Source organism: Bacillus sp. FSL R5-0286 (genome assembly GCF_038593245.1).
Classification (GTDB): Bacteria; Bacillota; Bacilli; order Bacillales; family Bacillaceae; genus Bacillus; species Bacillus altitudinis.
Window position 1 is genome coordinate 475,017 of sequence record NZ_CP151977.1, and the last position, 15,863, is coordinate 490,879.

Genomic DNA, 15,863 nt, shown 5'->3' on the forward strand with positions numbered 1-15,863 from the left:
CAAATCCCCAAAGCATTGTAACCTTGGGGATTTGTGATGCGTCTCGTGTAAAACGGAATTAGGCCATTGAATGATCCATAGACAGATGGACAATCTCATAAGTGTGAATTTGCTTCTCTATATTCACTGGCAATGAGTCTAGAAAAGAATATTTGACGCATTTCCATTTATCGGGGTTATATACGATGACTTCCCCCTTATTGTCGTTAAAATGGGAAAAGAGATGGGCGATATCTAGGTTTTCCAGGCAATCAGTAGGATGAATTGTCACATACTCTTCAAGAACGAATGTGCTACGATGAAAATCATCTGTTAAATGAACGGAATACGTGATGCCAATATTGATTTGTTTCCAGCCAAAAGAACGTAAAATCTGATCAAATGACCCCTTAAACACAAAATCCGTCATCCCCTCAGATTGTTTCCAAATATACAATGGGCAATAGCCGTTGTGTAAACTCCTATGTTTGTCTTTTTCAGTGATCAAATAAGCTTTAAATAATAAATCCTGATATCCATCTGTTTTCCATCCATTGTTTCGTACTCTTTTTCTAATGATAGTCATATCATAATCCGCAGGCAGATCCACATGATATTGCATGGCATGCATAGAAACACTCCCTTTCAATAGCCATCATAATGGACTTCAAACCAGTTGAATAATACATATTTGTGTTATTGTTATCACAAAATGTGATAGGTGATCATGATGAATATAAATGATTTGATTATTTTTATAGAGGTGTATCAAAAGGAATCGATTAATCAAGCGGCTAAAGCTTTAGGGTATGCGCAATCCAATATTTCACAAAGAATCAAAGCGCTTGAAACTTTATATGATGCAACATTTTTTATCCGGCATCATCATGGAATCAGTTCAACAGGACAGGGGGATTTATTTTATCAATACGCTCAAAAAATCGTAAAAGAAACGAAGGCCATTCAACAAAAATTGACTTCAAAGAAAAAGACCGTTTTATGCTCTGAGCTTCTATTTAACGTTTTATACGAGCAGCATGTTTTAGAGGATATTCAAGCCACTGATTTTATCATTGCTTCATCAAGTACGATCAACAAAAAGTTAACAGAGGATGTGTATGATCAAATTATTTCTTTTAATCAAATGGAAAAAGCGGAATATCAATTAAAAGAGGTAAAGAGCTTGGCATTGAACGTATATGGAAAATCTAAAGAAATATACGATGATAATATTTCATTGGTCGTGAATCGTGATCAGCTTTGCCCATTAAGACATGAGGCCAGACGTATGCTGGGTGATCGAACCCTATTTGAGTTAGATTCGTTTGAAGGAATGATCAAAATCGTTGAACAGGGAGATGGTATTGCGTTACTGCCAACCAACTTAAAAAGCCTTCAAACACTCGTAAAATTGCTAGAAAAAAATATTCACATCAACTATTACGTTTATGAAAGAATGTGATCGTAACACTCCTCTATGGGTTTAGTCCCGTCAAAGGAGCGCCACGATTCATCTACATGAGCTGTTTCATTTCCCATAAATCGAGTCATACAGGCGTTTCACCGCTGGCTTAATATCCTCTGGCCGCATATGCGAGAAACCGAGGACGAGCGGGACAAAGCCTTCTTTGTGACCAGGCACATGCTCATCAAGGGTAAAACGGTCCATCCCGTACATTTTCAGCTTTCTTTCTTTCGCTCGCTGTAAAATCTCATGTTGCGTACGATCTGAGCGGAATTCTGCGATAAAATGAAGCCCTGCATTTTCCCCGATAATCCGTACGTTGTCACGAAAGACAGTGTCGAGCTCTCCAATGAGCTGTTTTCGTTTTTCCTCATATAGCCCATTCATTCTTTTAATATGCCGCTGATAGGTGCCATCTTTTATAAAATAAAGAAGGGTGTATTGTGTAAAAAGATTGGCCGTTTGAATAAAAAAGTGCTGTTCTTCTTTATAGCGTCTTAATAAATGCTGCGGCAGCACCATGTAGCTGATCCTCAAGCCGGGCAGCAATGATTTCGAAAAGGTCCCCATATAAATGACTTTGTCATATCGATCAAGGCTCTGCAGCGCCGGTATGCTGTCTGTGCCATACTTAAATTCACTGTCATAATCGTCCTCAATGATATAGCGGTCTGGCTGATCAGCCGCCCAGTTTAACAGCTGTATCCGCCGGGAAATCGGCATGATCACCCCTGTTGGGAACTGATGAGAAGGCGTAATGATCAAGACATTTGGCTCTTTCTTCTGAATATCGCTCATCCGCACCCCTTTTCGATCAATGCCAATCGTTTCAATCCGGTGATGATTGTTTTTCAGCATTTGATACAGTCTGCGATAGCCGGGGTTTTCTAATCCATATATTTGATCAGCTGGAAGGATGCTAGATAACGAATGAATGAGTGATTGTGTACCCGCACTTAAAATGAGCTGTTCAGGGTAGCATTTGACCCCTCGTGCAAGTCCAATCAGCCGGGCAATCGTTTCCCGTAGCTCATATACGCCTTGTGGGTGCGGCAGCTCACCAAATGCTTCTTGGTGGAGACTGATCGCCTTTTGTTCACTTTTCAGCCAGCTTTTAAAAGGAAAATTGGCTGTATCAACAGAAATATGTGAAAAGGAATACCAGTCATCTCGCTCAATCGGATTCTCTTTTAAATCCGCTGGAAGGGAAGAGGGTTTCAGTTGACCTGATTCATGAAATGTTTCCAGTGATTCCACAAAAAAGCCTTTCCGTTCAACTGAATATAAATATCCCTCGGCAAGCAGCTGCTGATAGGCGCCATTCACTGAATTGACGCTGACGTTTAAAGTATCTGCTAACTCTCGTTTAGACGGTAATTGATCGTGTGGTTGCAGGTTGCGGTTTAAAATTTCCTCTTTAATTTTCGTGTAAATTTGATGATAAATAAACCCGTTTTCCCCTGTTTGATCTAGTTGAATTGTCAGCATCTCGTCATTCCATCCTCTCTGGTACCATGAAAAAAATGATATTGGTACTTTCTATCATACCAAAAAATATTCAGAATAATAAAAAAGACATAAAGGGGATGGATGACAATGAGTCAAACGACAACAAACCGTTTTTCAACAGAGGAATGGCAGGGGAAAAGAGATCAATACGTCGCAAGAGGCGTAAGTAATGGCAACCGTCATCTTGCAGCGAAAGGGAAGGGAGCCGAGCTTTTCGATATTGATGGCAATCGTTTTATCGATTTTGCAGGCGCCATCGGTACATTAAATGTAGGACACTCCCATCCAAAGGTTGTGGAAGCAGTCAAAGCACAGGCAGATAGCCTGATTCACCCAGGATTTAATGTCATGATGTACGAATCCTATATCGAATTGGCAGAAAAACTATGCCACCTCACACCAGGCGACCACGACAAAAAAGCCATTTTCTTAAATTCAGGTGCCGAAGCAGTTGAAAACGCAGTGAAAATTGCCCGTAAATATACGAAAAGACAAGCGGTTGTCTCTTTTACAAGAGGGTTCCACGGAAGAACGAATATGACGATGAGCATGACAAGCAAGGTCAAGCCTTATAAATTTGGATTCGGACCATTTGCGTCAGAGGTGTATCAAGCGCCGTATCCTTATTACTATCAAAAACCTGAAGGATTAAGCGATGCAGCCTACGACGAATACATCATTGATCAGTTCAATCAATTCTTTGTCGCAACCGTTGCACCAGAAACAGTCGCTTGTGTGGTGATGGAGCCAGTCCAAGGGGAGGGCGGATTCATTGTACCATCGAAGCGTTTTGTCCAGCACGTCGCTTCATTCTGTCAGCAGCATGGAATCGTATTCGTGGCAGATGAGATCCAAACAGGATTCGCAAGAACAGGGAAATATTTTGCGATTGAGCACTACGATGTGGTGCCAGACTTAATCACTGTGTCAAAATCACTTGCAGCTGGCCTGCCGCTGAGCGGTGTTGTTGGCAGAAAAGAATTACTTGATGCAGCGGACCCAGGGGAGCTAGGGGGGACGTATGCTGGCAGTCCATTAGGCTGTGTGGCGGCATTGGCTGTACTTGATATTATTGAAACAGAACAACTGAATGAACGATCTGAACACATTGGACAAGTCATTGAGGACAAAGCGAATGAGTGGAGAAGTAAGTATTCATTCATCGGGGAAGTCCGGCGATTAGGGGCAATGGCGGCCATTGAAATTGTGGAAGATCAAAAAACGCGTACACCAGATAAGAAGACAGCCGCTGCGATTGCAGCCTATGCAAACAAGCACGGACTACTCTTATTAACGGCAGGGATCAATGGGAATATTATTCGCTTTTTAACACCACTTGTCATCACAGATGAGCTGCTGCAAGAAGGATTAGGGATTATCGAAGACGCCTTCACAGCACGCTAAACAACAAAGGGGGATGGTTGTATGCAAAAACAACAAATGGCTAAAACCATGTCGCAGTCAGACGTACTGTTTTTATCCATTGGTGCAATGCTTGGCTGGGGCTGGGTTGTACTTTCGGGAGATTGGATTTTAACAGCTGGATTTTTAGGAAGTGTGATTGCCTTTGTCATAGGGGGCATTCTCGTCATCTTTATTGGACTAACGTATGCAGAGCTTTCCTCTGCGATTCCAGAAACAGGCGGAGGACTCGTCTTTGTCCAGCGGGCATTTGGGATCAAATCAGCGTTTGTCTCCGCATGGGGCGTATTGTTCGGTTATGTGTCCGTGATTACGTTTGAAGCGGTCGCACTTCCGACAGTCATTGACTATGTCATTCCAACACAGCATGTTGGTTTCCTATGGAATATAGGAGGATGGGATGTTTACTTTACATGGGTATTGATTGGATCTGGCGGTGCGCTGTTTTTAACAGCTCTGAACTACATTGGCGCAAAGCCTGCTGCCATTTTTCAATCGGTGTTCACAGTGGCCATTATTCTGACAGGTTTTCTTCTATTAGGCGGAGCTACATTTAATGGAGATTTTGCAAACCTTGAGCCGATGTTTCAAGGCGGGGTTGGCGGTCTGATGGCTGTGTTAGTGATGATTCCCTTTTTATTCGTTGGGTTTGATGTCATCCCACAGGTAGCGGCGGAGATTAACGCACCGAAGAAAATCATCGGGAGAATTTTGATTATCTCTATTGTGAGTGCGGTTGTATTTTATCTACTCATTGTCTTTGGAGTAGCGGCAGGATTATCAAAAGGTCAGCTTGAGGCTTCATCACTAGCAACAGCAGATGCCATGGTACAGCTTCTTGGTCATCAGGCGTTTGGGACTGTGCTTGTCATTGGCGGTGTAGCAGGTATTGTGACGAGCTGGAATGCATTTATTATTGGTGCAAGCCGTATCCTCTACGCAATGGCGGAAAGAGGCATGATTTCCAAATGGTTTGCGTATATTCATCCGAAGTATAAAACTCCGACAAATGCCATTTTGTTCTTAGGTGCATTGGCCTTTTTTGCACCATTACTAGGCCGACCTGCCCTCGTGTGGATTGTCAATGCAGGGGGTGTGGGCATCATCGTTGGGTATTTGATTGTGTCCATTGCCTTTATGAGACTTCGCAAGACAGAACCTGAGCTTGAGCGTCCATACCGCATTAAATATTGGCGGACGACCGGCGTTTTTGCCATTGGACTCAGTCTCCTTTTTCTTTCATTTTATTTTCCAGGCATGCCGGCTTCCTTGTCATGGCCAGCTGAATGGATTTTGCTTTTAGGTTGGGCACTCATTGGGTATATACTATATGTAATGAATCCAAGAACGAAGGAGAAGATAGAGCATGACAAACGAACTCAAAGTGTATAATCCTGCAACCGGAGAAGAAATTGCCTCAGTTGCTCAGCATACAAAAGAACAGATTGAAGATGCGATCACTCGCTCACACAAAGCATTCAAAACATGGGCAAAAACGTCAGCCCATGAACGTGCAAATATCATTCGCAAATGGTTTGATCTCATGATCGAGCATAAAGAAAGACTTGCAAAAATCATCACAGAAGAAAACGGGAAGCCGTATCAAGAAGCATTAGGAGAAATTGTCTATGCCGCTGGATATATCGAATGGTACGCAGAGGAAGCAAAGCGGATTTACGGCAGAACGATCCCGTCTCATACGACAAACAAACGCCTATTTGTCACAAAACAGCCAGTCGGTCCTGTTGCCGCCATTACACCATGGAATTTCCCTGCGGCGATGATTACAAGGAAGGCGGCACCAGCGCTTGCGGCGGGCTGTACGTTTATCGTGAAACCTGCTGAAGACACGCCGCTTACGGCCATTGAGCTTGTGAAATTAGGCCATGAAGCCGGAATTCCAGAGGATGCCTTGCAATGGGTGATTGGAGATGGAAAAGAAGTGGGGGAAATCTTCACAGATAGTCCATTGATCCGCAAGATCACGTTTACTGGCTCAACACCAGTTGGAAAACATCTCATCAAAAACAGTGCGAGCACGGTGAAACACGTTTCTATGGAACTTGGCGGTCATGCCCCGCTGATCGTAGATAAGGACGCCAACCTTGAATTGGCTGTGAAACAAGCAGTGGCATCTAAATTCCGTAATGCAGGCCAGACGTGTGTTTGTGCCAATCGCTTAATCGTCCATGAAGAAATTCATGAAGCATTTGCGCAAAGCTTCAGCAAAGAAGTAGAAAAGCTGAAAGTAGGAAATGGGTTTGAAGAAGGCACGTCCATCGGACCGATTATCAATAAGCGAGGCTTCGATAAAATTGTCGACCAAATTCAAGATGCCGTGGATAAAGGGGCGAAAGTTCTTGTCGGCGGCGATACACATTTTGACGAGGAGAAGTCGTATTATTTTGTTCAGCCGACGGTGCTAACTCATGTCGACCCTTCAATGAACATTATGCATGAAGAGACGTTTGGTCCAGTTGCACCAATTACGACATTTAGCACTTTAGATGAAGCCATTGAATTAGCAAATGATACACCTTTTGGACTTGCGGCTTATTTCTTTACAGAGAATTACCGCAATGGTCTCTATATATCTGAGAATCTAGATTACGGGATTATTGGCTGGAATGACGGGGGACCATCCGCTGTGCAGGCACCTTTCGGCGGTATGAAAGAGAGCGGTATTGGCCGTGAAGGCGGCATCGAAGGCATCGAACCTTATTTAGAAACGAAGTATGTGTCAATTGGTTTAGACGAATAACATGTGAAAAAGACTGTCCGAGAAGTCTCGGCAGTCTCAGCGTGTAGACAAACCCTCGCATTCTTTGTCAGTCCTGCGTGCTGGTGCTCACGAATGTCAAATTCGCTCCGCGCCAGTACTCGTCCTTCCTAGACTTCAAAGGTTTTCTATCACGCTGAAAAGAAGACAAAGGGCTAAAATCAAGTTCATTTTAGCCCTTTGTCAACAATCTGTGACTGTCCGAGAAGCCTCGGCAGTCTTTTTTATGTTAAACAGCCGGTGGGAAAAGTTGATCCACCGTTTCTTTTGTTTCTTTGAGAATCTCGTGGATGTCGTCTGCAGATGCTTGTTCCATGCTGCTGAACAAGAGCCGTTCGACTGGCTCAACGCCGATCAGATCGAAGGCGGCTGTATCTGTCGTCATGTGATGGCTGGGGGTGATGATCATATTTGAATCAAGAAAGGTCCTCGGTGCATCATGCGTATTAATAATGACCCCTTTTTTGTCTCGAAGCAGATTTTTCACCACTCCGTTTTCATTGATCTCATACGCAAACCCCTCTGAAAAAACGCGCTCCACATAACCCTTTAGCATCGCCGGCAAGCCTGTCCACCATATTGGAAAGATAAATGTGAGGACATCGGCTTGCTGAATCAGCTTCTGCTCTCTTTGAACCGGTATCGGCACATGCCCATTTTTCATGGCAGCCTTTTCTGCTGTTGTCAGCTCTGGCGGAAAGCCAATGGCATACACATCACGAACTGTCACATCATGACCATTGTTCAAAAGAGTGCTTACAACAAGATCTAATAGGGTTTGATTTAAGCTTTGCTGGGGATGAGCAAATATGATTAGATGGTTCATCTCATAGCCTCCTAGGTGGTCATGTGTCTCATTATGGCATGCACGAGTATCCTATTCAATCCTATATTGGAAATGATAGGTTGGGAAAATAAAAAGCGACCGCTTGAAAAAACGATCGCTCATGTAAGGTTTATTTCTTTCTGAAAGCAAGCCCAAGTGCAATCAATGCCACAACTAAGGCTGCAATGGACAGACCAAGAACAACTGGTGAAGAAGAAGCAGAGGCTGTTTCAGATGCCTTTTCTTCTTTTGGTTTTTCTTGCCCATGTGAATCCGTTACGGTATTAGACGCAACAATGTTTGTGATCGAATGAGGCTTATCAGCGTCCTTGTCGCCAGTCCATTCAACTACTGTTCCATCCTTATAATATTGATACGCATCCCATGCCGCTTCGCCGGCTTTTTCAGGGTTTTTTGCGACAAACACGAATTGCTGGAACTGCCCAGCAAGGACACCATCGCCAGTTGCTTCCCAAGTGACTCTTGTGACTTTTCCGTTTTTCTCTTCAGTTGTTGTTTTCCAGCCAGGCACTGGCTCGTATTGCTGGAATTCTACGCCTTTAGGCATCGTGATGACAACCTTTGTTGTCGGACTGTCGCTTTCAGAAGGTACTTTTAACGTATAGGTTTCCCAAGCATTAGTTGCAGATGTATCAGGTTTGACTGTCACGTGTGCACTTACAGGAATCGCCAGTAAAAATGAAGCGAGAAGCATTGGTAATAAAGCTTTAACGTATTTTTTCATATCATATAAACTCCTTTTAGTTTCTTCTAATGAATGTCGTATCGATGTTGTCAAAAGAACCAGTTAACGCATGAATGTTAATTTTCCAAGTGCCTTTTTCATTTAGTAAGAGGTTTTCAGCCGAGAAGTGTCCATTCTTTAATCGTTTCAGCTGAAACTCGTTAGGCGTTTCATCACCGAACAAGGAGACTTTGTGGATCTTAGCTGTCACAGATTGAATGTCTGTGATCGTTTGTCCATCCTTCTTCGTAAATGCCACCTCGAACGTGTTTTTACCAGGAGCATTCGGGGTAATGCTCAAAGACACAAGGTCACGATGCTCCACCTGATTGGCTGCAAAGAATGGCTCTGGTGCAGGCGGCGGAGGACTTGGGATATTGGTGAATACGGCTGTTAATAGTAAAATAGCGATCCCAATGATCCACTCTGCTCGTAAAGATACGTTTCGTTTCTGCTTCTTTTCCCATCTCAGCATCAAATAATGGACGAGCCCAAGAAGACCCATGATGATAAATAAACCAAGTTTGATTAAGAAGGTGCGTCCATAAGCTGATTGGAAAAGGGCATCAAATGATTGCAAAATAAAGATCGCATTCACAAATCCTGAAAACACAATGAGCCCAACTGAGAGCAGTGCCCACGGATGAAAGGCTGTCAGGGTGCTGCGAATGAGCGGCTGATCTTCATTTGGCAGTTTCTTCATCAAAAGAAGGACAATGGCTGTTAAGCCGCCGACCCAAATGGATGCAGAAACGAGATGAATGAAGTCAAGTGACGTTGTCAGTATTTTATTATCTGTTGCGGCTGGATGACCGATTTGTGCTTTCAGCCAAAGGAGTACGATGAAAATGAGCAGTGGAAACAGCCATACCCGGAAGGAAGTGAAGTTTCCTTTTTTCATCGCCACAATCGTCCAGATCGTCAGTAGAATAAATGACGCCATTAGCATCATCCACAGACTCCCGCCCGAAGTCGACGCAATGGTTTCTTGTAAAAGCGATGGTTGAAATGCCCCTAAAAAGGACACGTCTGCCGCTGATTTAGTTTGAATCGGCAGCTGGAACAAGAGTGCTCCGCCCATCATGATCAGTGAAACAGTTAAGAGTCGCTTCATTCGCCGGGCTAAAACATCTGTTATGGCCGCTTTAAACCATAGAAGCCCAAATAAAATGGTTCCAAGAAATAAGCTAAATGACGTATACAGAAAGGCTTTGTCAATGGTTGAAGCCATATCGATGGATTCACTCGACTGTCCTTGATCTAATTGATCAAATCCTCCATCCGCTTTTCCGATACTAAAAGGAATCATGCCAGACACAGAGTGTCCATCGGCTGATACCGCATTCCATTGAATGGTGTAAATTCCTCTAGGTAAATTCTTTTTTAAAGCTGCTTCCATGATCTTTTGCTCTTTGATGACCGTATCTCCTTGATCGACACGATCCCCTTTTGCATTGAACACCTTAATGGCATGAAATCCACTTTCGATTCCTTCACTAAAGGTGATCGAGACTGCAGGAGGCTGCTGATCCAGCTCTTCATTTGCCACTGGATTTGAGCTCACTACATATGCATGAGCAAATGCCTCTTTTGGCATGAAGAAGGAGAACATGAAGATGAGCAGCAAAAGCCACTTACTATATTTCAACAATGTGAATAACCGCCTTTCTACCTATGAAAATGTCTCATGTATCAGAAAGAAAGCGGCAGTAAACTGTGAGTCACAGAAAAACCGCTCTTTCTATTGTACCGCCCACTCTAAAAGGTAAACGAAACAAATAGCAAGATGGTTCACTTTTTCTGTGTCATGTCTTGTCTGCGCAGACGTTTCTTGAATGTTTGATCAATATAAGCCTATTCGATTTAAGTAGAGGAAACAAGAAGTGACCATTTGAAAGTTGTGAAATTCCAATGAATTTTGCGCCAAAACAACAGTAGATTCAACTTTTACCCCGCTATCATCTATGGTATGCCGAGAGGTGTCACATTATTTTTCAATTTTGTCACACACTAAGTGACAAAGTGACATTTAGTTTCAATTGAAGGGAAAGTGAAAGCGTTTTACGATAGGTATAAGGGCTTCACTGACTCTTGTTCTTATATCTTTTGACCTATAAAGCCCGAAATAAAGGGAGAGAAGAAAGGGGTTTTCACAGATGCAGGAAAAAAGCGGATTCCGCGTGAAAGTACAGCGCTTTGGAAGCTATTTAAGCGGCATGATTATGCCGAATATTGGTGCATTTATTGCATGGGGACTGATTACAGCTTTGTTCATTCCAAGTGGTTATCTTCCGAATGAGCAATTAGCTACACTCGTTGGACCGATGATTAACTACTTACTGCCGCTCTTAATTGGTTACACAGGCGGTAAACTCGTCTATGACCATCGAGGCGGAGTGCTCGGTGCTACGGCTACGATTGGGGTCATTGTTGGCTCAGACATTCCAATGTTTTTAGGTGCCATGATCATGGGGCCGCTGGGCGGTTATCTTATTAAGAAAATCGACCAGCTGTTTAAAGATCGAATCAGATCAGGTTTTGAAATGCTTGTGAATAACTTTACGGCAGGTATCCTCGGTGCCATTCTTGTTGTCATTGCATTCTATGCCATCGGCCCAGTGGTACTAGGTCTGAATAAAGCCCTTGCGGCAGGTGTAGATATCATTGTCAATGCTCATTTACTGCCACTAGCAAGTATCTTCATTGAACCTGCAAAAGTATTATTCTTAAACAACGCGATTAACCAAGGTATTTTAGGTCCGTTAGGGGTCGAGCAAGCAGCGAAGACAGGGCAATCTGTTTTGTTCTTGCTTGAAACAAACCCAGGGCCAGGCTTAGGGGTTCTTCTTGCGTATATGTTCTTTGGAAAAGGAAATGCGAAACAGTCTGCACCAGGTGCCATTGTCATTCAGTTCTTAGGAGGAATCCATGAAATTTACTTCCCGTACATCTTAATGAAACCAAAACTCATTTTGGCTGTCATTGCAGGGGGAGCAAGTGGTGTCCTGACGTTCACATTATTAAATGCAGGATTAAAAGCTGTGCCGTCACCAGGAAGTATTATTGCGCTTATGCTGATGTCTCCAAAAGGCGGTCACCTTGCCGTTTTAGCAGGGGTTGTGGTAGCAGCTATCGTATCGTTCCTTGTCGCATCGGTCATTTTGAAAGCATCTAAAGAAGTTGACGAAGATTTAACAGCAGCAACAGAAAAGATGCAGGACATGAAAGGCAAGAAAAGTGCAGCAGCCGCTGCTCTTACGGCACAAAAAGAAGACGCTCAAGCAAACGAGCAAGCAGCATCTCCAAGTGACGTCAATCCAGATGACGTGAACAAAATCATCTTTGCCTGCGATGCAGGGATGGGTTCAAGTGCAATGGGTGCGTCCATTCTGAAAAACAAAGTGAAAAAGGCAGAGCTTGATATCGATGTGACAAACACATCTATCAGCAACATCCCAGACGATGCGGATGTGGTCTTTACTCATAAAGATTTAACAGACAGAGCAAAGGCAAAGCTGCCAGGCGCTGTGCATATCTCAGTGGATAATTTCTTAAACAGCCCGAAATATGATGAGCTGATTGAGAAATTGAAAAAATAACATGACGAAACGGGTTGAGTCCAATTTTTCCTAATTGAACTCCCCGTTTTGGTTGTTTTCCTGATTTTTATTCTAAAAAAGGTGTGTGATCATGTATGAAACAAGTACTTTCTAAAGACAATATTTTTCTAAACGAACAAGCAGGTTCTAAAGAAGAAGCCATCAAAAAAGCAGGCGAAGTCCTCGTAGCAAACGGCTATGTCACAAGTGATTATGTCGACAAAATGTTTGAAAGAGAAGAGATCTCTTCTACATTTATGGGGAACGGCATTGCAATCCCTCATGGAACAGAGGATGCGAAAGCGGCAGTCCTTCATTCAGGGATTTCGATTATCCAAATTCCAGATGGTGTTGAATATGGTGAAGGAAATGTGGCGAAAGTCGTCTTTGGGATCGCTGGGAAAAACAACGAGCATCTTGATATTCTGTCTCAAATTGCGATTGTCTGTTCAGAAGAAGAAAATGTAGAACGGATCATTCATGCAAAGGATCAGGATGAACTGATCGCCATCTTTAATGAGGTGAACTAACATGAAGGCACTTCATTTTGGAGCAGGGAATATTGGCAGAGGGTTTATCGGTTCTTTGTTAAAGGCATCAGGCTTTGAACTTGTCTTTACCGATGTGAATGAAGCGGTCATCAATGAGCTGAATGAAAGAGGAGAATACACGGTTGAACTGGCAGCACCAGGGCAGAAGCAAGAAGTAGTCGGGCCCGTATCAGCGATCAATTCTTCGCAAAATCCAGCAGCATTAACAGAGGCCGTTGCCACAGCCAATTTGATTACAACAGCTGTTGGACCAGCCGTATTGAAGATCATTGCCTCATCGATTGCTGAAGGATTAAAACAAAAAAAGCCTGACCATATCATCAACATCGTGGCATGTGAAAATATGATTGGGGGAAGTGCTCATTTAAAAGAAGCGGTGTTCTCTCATTTAACAGCAGATGAGCAAGCAGCGATATCACAAACCGTTGGCTTTCCAAACGCTGCGGTTGACCGCATTGTTCCGATTCAGCACCATGAGGACATTCTCAAAGTGTCAGTTGAACCATTTTTCGAGTGGGTCATTGATGAGACGGGCTTTATTGGAGATGTTCCTCAAATTGACGGAGCGACCTTTGTCCAAGATTTGACGCCGTATATTGAACGGAAGCTTTTCACCGTTAATACAGGACATGCACTAGCGGCTTATGTCGGGTATCAGCAAGGCGTAAAAACCATTAAAGAAGCTGTTGATACACCAGACATTCGTCAAGTTGTCGAAGGTGCCCTTCATGAAACGGGCAGTTATTTAATTGACGCGTATGGCTTCCGAAAAGAAGAACATGATGCGTATATTCAAAAAATCATCAAGCGATTTGAGAATGCGTTTATTTCCGATGAAGTGACTCGTGTCGCACGCTCTCCTCTTAGAAAGCTGGGAGCAGATGACCGTTTAATCGGTCCAGCGAAAAAGATCAAGCAGCCAGTGTACTTAATCAAAGGGATCGCTGCTGCTTTGGCTTACGACTTTGCAGAAGACGAAGAAGCGGTTCGCTTGCAGGCATTAAGGAAAGAAAAAGCAATTGAAGGTGTGCTTCAAGAGGTATGTGGACTCAAACCTGAAGACGATCTCTATCAAGCCATCCTCAAAGAAACCGAGCGATAATCAAAAAATCCCTTTCTAACGTGAAAGGGATTTTTCTATGACTTTTTTAATACTTTCCCCTGCATGACGATATATGTAGTAAGGGGGAATTAGAACATGAAAAAGAAAGCGTTTGCTTCAAGAAGTGTCTTTTTTCAATTGATGTCAGCTATTATCGTTATTACAATTTTAACAGGCGGACTTGTAGGAACAACGGGGTATTTTTTAGCGAAAAATGTCTTAATTGATGCAGGGAAAGCAGATTTAAAACACATCGTAAATGGAGCGATGGCCACTCTTGAACAATTGAACGACCGTGTGGAGAACAAAGAACTGACGCTTGAACAGGCGCAGGAACAAGCCCGTATTTATTTGAACGGGCCTAAAAATGACGACGGCAAAGGGTACCAATTTCAAAAATCAGATTTCATCTATAAAAATAAAGGCTACCTTGTCGCATATGGAGCCGATTATTCATCACAGGTTCATCCGGTTAACGACATCGGCGTCATCCCAGATAACACGACAAATCGTCAAAAAATGGTCGCTGGCGCTACAGCAAAAGGCGAGGATGCACACTATATCACCTATATGGATAAAGACGATGCCACGGGGGAAGAAAAGCAAAAACTCGCTTATATGAACCAGTTTACACCGTGGAATTGGAGTATAGGAATCGCCGTATTTCAGGATGAATTTTATAAAGAACTAGAGCAGATGAAGCTCTATATTATTCTCATTACAGCAGGTGTCGCTCTTTTAAGTATGGGTGTCTTTTATTTGGCAGCCCGAGGAAAAGTGAGACTGCTCAAGCAAGTTACGGCTGCTTCAAAAGAAATTGCGGCGGGCAATATTGAACGCACCAGCTTAAAAGAAACCTCGGATGAAATTGGACAGCTGGCAAAAGGCTTTAATCATATGTCAGGAGAGCTTAGAGCACTTGTGAGCGGTTTGCAGGAAACGAGCAGCCAGCTCGTCGAATCTGCGACAGATCTATCCGCCATCTCTGAAGAAACATCCGCTAGCAGTGAAGAAATTGGCCGAGCGATTGGAGATATCTCAACTGGGACCCTTCATCAAGCATCAGACCTTGAGGTAGCCAATCAACAAATGACTCAGTTCAATCAATCCATTGAAAACGTCAAAGAACAAAGCGACCAGATCAAACGAATTTCAGACCAGTCGAACCAATCTTCCCAGCAGGGTCAGCAAATTGTCCAGCAATTAAAACAATCAAATGAGCAATCCATTCAGGCATCTCAAGGCATTCGATCAGGGATTGAGCAGTTAAGTACAAAAGTACAAGATATTTCTCAAATCACAGATACCATTGAAAGCATTTCAAATGAAACGAACTTACTGGCCCTGAATGCGAGCATTGAAGCAGCTCGAGCAGGAGAGCATGGCAAAGGATTCTCGGTTGTGGCGAGTGAAGTGCGGAATTTAGCTGAACAGACAAAGCAATCAGCCGTTCAAATCCAGCAGATGATTCAAGGCATTAAAGAAGAAACGACGGCTACAGCTGGCATGATGTCCAAAACAATGGATCGTTTTGCCGAGCTTGATGAAGCGGTTCACGCAACAGAACAAGAATTCAATTCCATCTCTACATCGATTTCACAAACCATCGTTGAAACAAATGCGATGGCAAAAGAGCTGAACACATTACTGGAACAAAACGACCTCATCACAAAAGCGATGCATGGTGCAGCCCATATTTCTCAAGAAAATGCCGCAGCGATTGAAGAAATCACTGCATCTACAGACGAACAAGTCACCGCCATCTCCAATGTGGCGAAGGCAGCAGAAAGGCTCAATGAGCTAAGCATGCGATTGAATCAAGATATTGCACGTTATCGTTTATAATGTATGGTCAAACGGACGTCGAGAAGTCGATGTCCGTTTTT

At 43.3% G+C, this 15,863-nt stretch carries 13 protein-coding genes; 8 read left to right on the top strand and 5 right to left on the bottom strand.

Features of this window, described 5'->3' with window-relative positions; all coding sequences use genetic code 11:
* Nucleotides 1-58: 58 nt before the first annotated feature.
* On the bottom strand, nucleotides 59-610 hold the full coding sequence (locus tag NST24_RS02250; protein ID WP_342462257.1) for a DUF4865 family protein: 552 nt from the start codon (nucleotides 608-610) through the stop codon (nucleotides 59-61).
* A 99-nt stretch (nucleotides 611-709) separates the two neighbouring features.
* Between NST24_RS02250 and NST24_RS02255 the strand changes: the two genes are divergently transcribed.
* The gene (locus tag NST24_RS02255) at nucleotides 710-1,441 is read left to right on the top strand and encodes a LysR family transcriptional regulator (protein ID WP_342462258.1); all 732 of its coding nucleotides are present in this window, start codon (nucleotides 710-712) and stop codon (nucleotides 1,439-1,441) included.
* A gap of 66 nt (nucleotides 1,442-1,507) precedes the next feature.
* Here the strand turns inward: NST24_RS02255 and NST24_RS02260 are convergent, their stop codons facing one another.
* Nucleotides 1,508-2,932: a PLP-dependent aminotransferase family protein gene (locus NST24_RS02260; protein ID WP_342462259.1), complete on the bottom strand. Its 1,425-nt coding sequence runs from the start codon at nucleotides 2,930-2,932 to the stop codon at nucleotides 1,508-1,510.
* Between the two features lie 108 nt (nucleotides 2,933-3,040).
* Here NST24_RS02260 and gabT point away from each other — a divergent pair, with 108 nt between their 5' ends.
* From gabT to NST24_RS02275, 3 genes are read left to right on the top strand one after another with little or no spacing between them, the layout of a single operon-like run.
* The gene (gene gabT, locus NST24_RS02265; RefSeq protein ID WP_024720201.1) at nucleotides 3,041-4,357 is read left to right on the top strand and encodes a 4-aminobutyrate--2-oxoglutarate transaminase; all 1,317 of its coding nucleotides are present in this window, start codon (nucleotides 3,041-3,043) and stop codon (nucleotides 4,355-4,357) included.
* A gap of 21 nt (nucleotides 4,358-4,378) precedes the next feature.
* Nucleotides 4,379-5,767 carry an APC family permease gene (locus NST24_RS02270; protein ID WP_039166214.1) on the top strand — a complete coding sequence of 463 codons (1,389 nt, stop codon included), beginning with the start codon at nucleotides 4,379-4,381 and terminating at the stop codon, nucleotides 5,765-5,767.
* The gene (locus NST24_RS02275) at nucleotides 5,742-7,136 is read left to right on the top strand and encodes an NAD-dependent succinate-semialdehyde dehydrogenase (protein ID WP_045035017.1); all 1,395 of its coding nucleotides are present in this window, start codon (nucleotides 5,742-5,744) and stop codon (nucleotides 7,134-7,136) included. Before NST24_RS02270 ends, NST24_RS02275 begins: the two co-directional genes overlap by 26 nt.
* Before the next feature lie 247 nt (nucleotides 7,137-7,383).
* On the opposite strand, the gene NST24_RS02280 is transcribed toward NST24_RS02275, so the two are convergent.
* The 3 genes from NST24_RS02280 to NST24_RS02290 form a co-directional block, all read right to left on the bottom strand.
* The gene (locus tag NST24_RS02280) at nucleotides 7,384-7,980 is read right to left on the bottom strand and encodes an NAD(P)H-dependent oxidoreductase (RefSeq protein ID WP_039166209.1); all 597 of its coding nucleotides are present in this window, start codon (nucleotides 7,978-7,980) and stop codon (nucleotides 7,384-7,386) included.
* A gap of 130 nt (nucleotides 7,981-8,110) precedes the next feature.
* The gene (locus NST24_RS02285; protein ID WP_342462260.1) at nucleotides 8,111-8,725 is read right to left on the bottom strand and encodes a DUF1775 domain-containing protein; all 615 of its coding nucleotides are present in this window, start codon (nucleotides 8,723-8,725) and stop codon (nucleotides 8,111-8,113) included.
* Between the two features lie 16 nt (nucleotides 8,726-8,741).
* Nucleotides 8,742-10,376 (bottom strand): copper resistance protein CopC, encoded by a 1,635-nt coding sequence (locus NST24_RS02290; RefSeq protein WP_342462261.1) that lies wholly within the window; start codon nucleotides 10,374-10,376, stop codon nucleotides 8,742-8,744.
* 505 nt (nucleotides 10,377-10,881) lie between these two features.
* Here NST24_RS02290 and NST24_RS02295 point away from each other — a divergent pair.
* The 4 genes from NST24_RS02295 to NST24_RS02310 all read left to right on the top strand — a co-directional run bounded on the left by NST24_RS02295 (nucleotide 10,882) and on the right by NST24_RS02310 (nucleotide 15,822).
* A complete protein-coding gene (locus tag NST24_RS02295; RefSeq protein WP_326242450.1) occupies nucleotides 10,882-12,324 on the top strand; it encodes a PTS mannitol transporter subunit IICB in 1,443 nt (480 codons plus the stop codon).
* 95 nt (nucleotides 12,325-12,419) lie between these two features.
* The gene (locus NST24_RS02300; protein WP_019743148.1) at nucleotides 12,420-12,854 is read left to right on the top strand and encodes a PTS sugar transporter subunit IIA; all 435 of its coding nucleotides are present in this window, start codon (nucleotides 12,420-12,422) and stop codon (nucleotides 12,852-12,854) included.
* A 1-nt stretch (nucleotide 12,855) separates the two neighbouring features.
* On the top strand, nucleotides 12,856-13,977 hold the full coding sequence (locus NST24_RS02305; RefSeq protein ID WP_342462262.1) for a mannitol-1-phosphate 5-dehydrogenase: 1,122 nt from the start codon (nucleotides 12,856-12,858) through the stop codon (nucleotides 13,975-13,977).
* Between the two features lie 96 nt (nucleotides 13,978-14,073).
* Nucleotides 14,074-15,822 (top strand): methyl-accepting chemotaxis protein, encoded by a 1,749-nt coding sequence (locus tag NST24_RS02310; RefSeq protein WP_061417937.1) that lies wholly within the window; start codon nucleotides 14,074-14,076, stop codon nucleotides 15,820-15,822.
* The last annotated feature ends 41 nt before the right edge of the window (nucleotides 15,823-15,863 follow it).

What these genes read in the sequence shown, in the direction of transcription:
- NST24_RS02250 (WP_342462257.1), bottom strand. Translation starts at nt 610, where the DNA reads ATGCATGCCATGCAATATCATGTGGATCTGCCTGCGGATTATGATATG.
- NST24_RS02255 (WP_342462258.1), top strand. Translation starts at nt 710, where the DNA reads ATGAATATAAATGATTTGATTATTTTTATAGAGGTGTATCAAAAGGAA.
- NST24_RS02260 (WP_342462259.1), bottom strand. Translation starts at nt 2,932, where the DNA reads ATGCTGACAATTCAACTAGATCAAACAGGGGAAAACGGGTTTATTTAT.
- gabT (WP_024720201.1), top strand. Translation starts at nt 3,041, where the DNA reads ATGAGTCAAACGACAACAAACCGTTTTTCAACAGAGGAATGGCAGGGG.
- NST24_RS02270 (WP_039166214.1), top strand. Translation starts at nt 4,379, where the DNA reads ATGCAAAAACAACAAATGGCTAAAACCATGTCGCAGTCAGACGTACTG.
- NST24_RS02275 (WP_045035017.1), top strand. Translation starts at nt 5,742, where the DNA reads ATGACAAACGAACTCAAAGTGTATAATCCTGCAACCGGAGAAGAAATT.
- NST24_RS02280 (WP_039166209.1), bottom strand. Translation starts at nt 7,980, where the DNA reads ATGAACCATCTAATCATATTTGCTCATCCCCAGCAAAGCTTAAATCAA.
- NST24_RS02285 (WP_342462260.1), bottom strand. Translation starts at nt 8,725, where the DNA reads ATGAAAAAATACGTTAAAGCTTTATTACCAATGCTTCTCGCTTCATTT.
- NST24_RS02295 (WP_326242450.1), top strand. Translation starts at nt 10,882, where the DNA reads ATGCAGGAAAAAAGCGGATTCCGCGTGAAAGTACAGCGCTTTGGAAGC.
- NST24_RS02300 (WP_019743148.1), top strand. Translation starts at nt 12,420, where the DNA reads ATGAAACAAGTACTTTCTAAAGACAATATTTTTCTAAACGAACAAGCA.
- NST24_RS02305 (WP_342462262.1), top strand. Translation starts at nt 12,856, where the DNA reads ATGAAGGCACTTCATTTTGGAGCAGGGAATATTGGCAGAGGGTTTATC.
- NST24_RS02310 (WP_061417937.1), top strand. Translation starts at nt 14,074, where the DNA reads ATGAAAAAGAAAGCGTTTGCTTCAAGAAGTGTCTTTTTTCAATTGATG.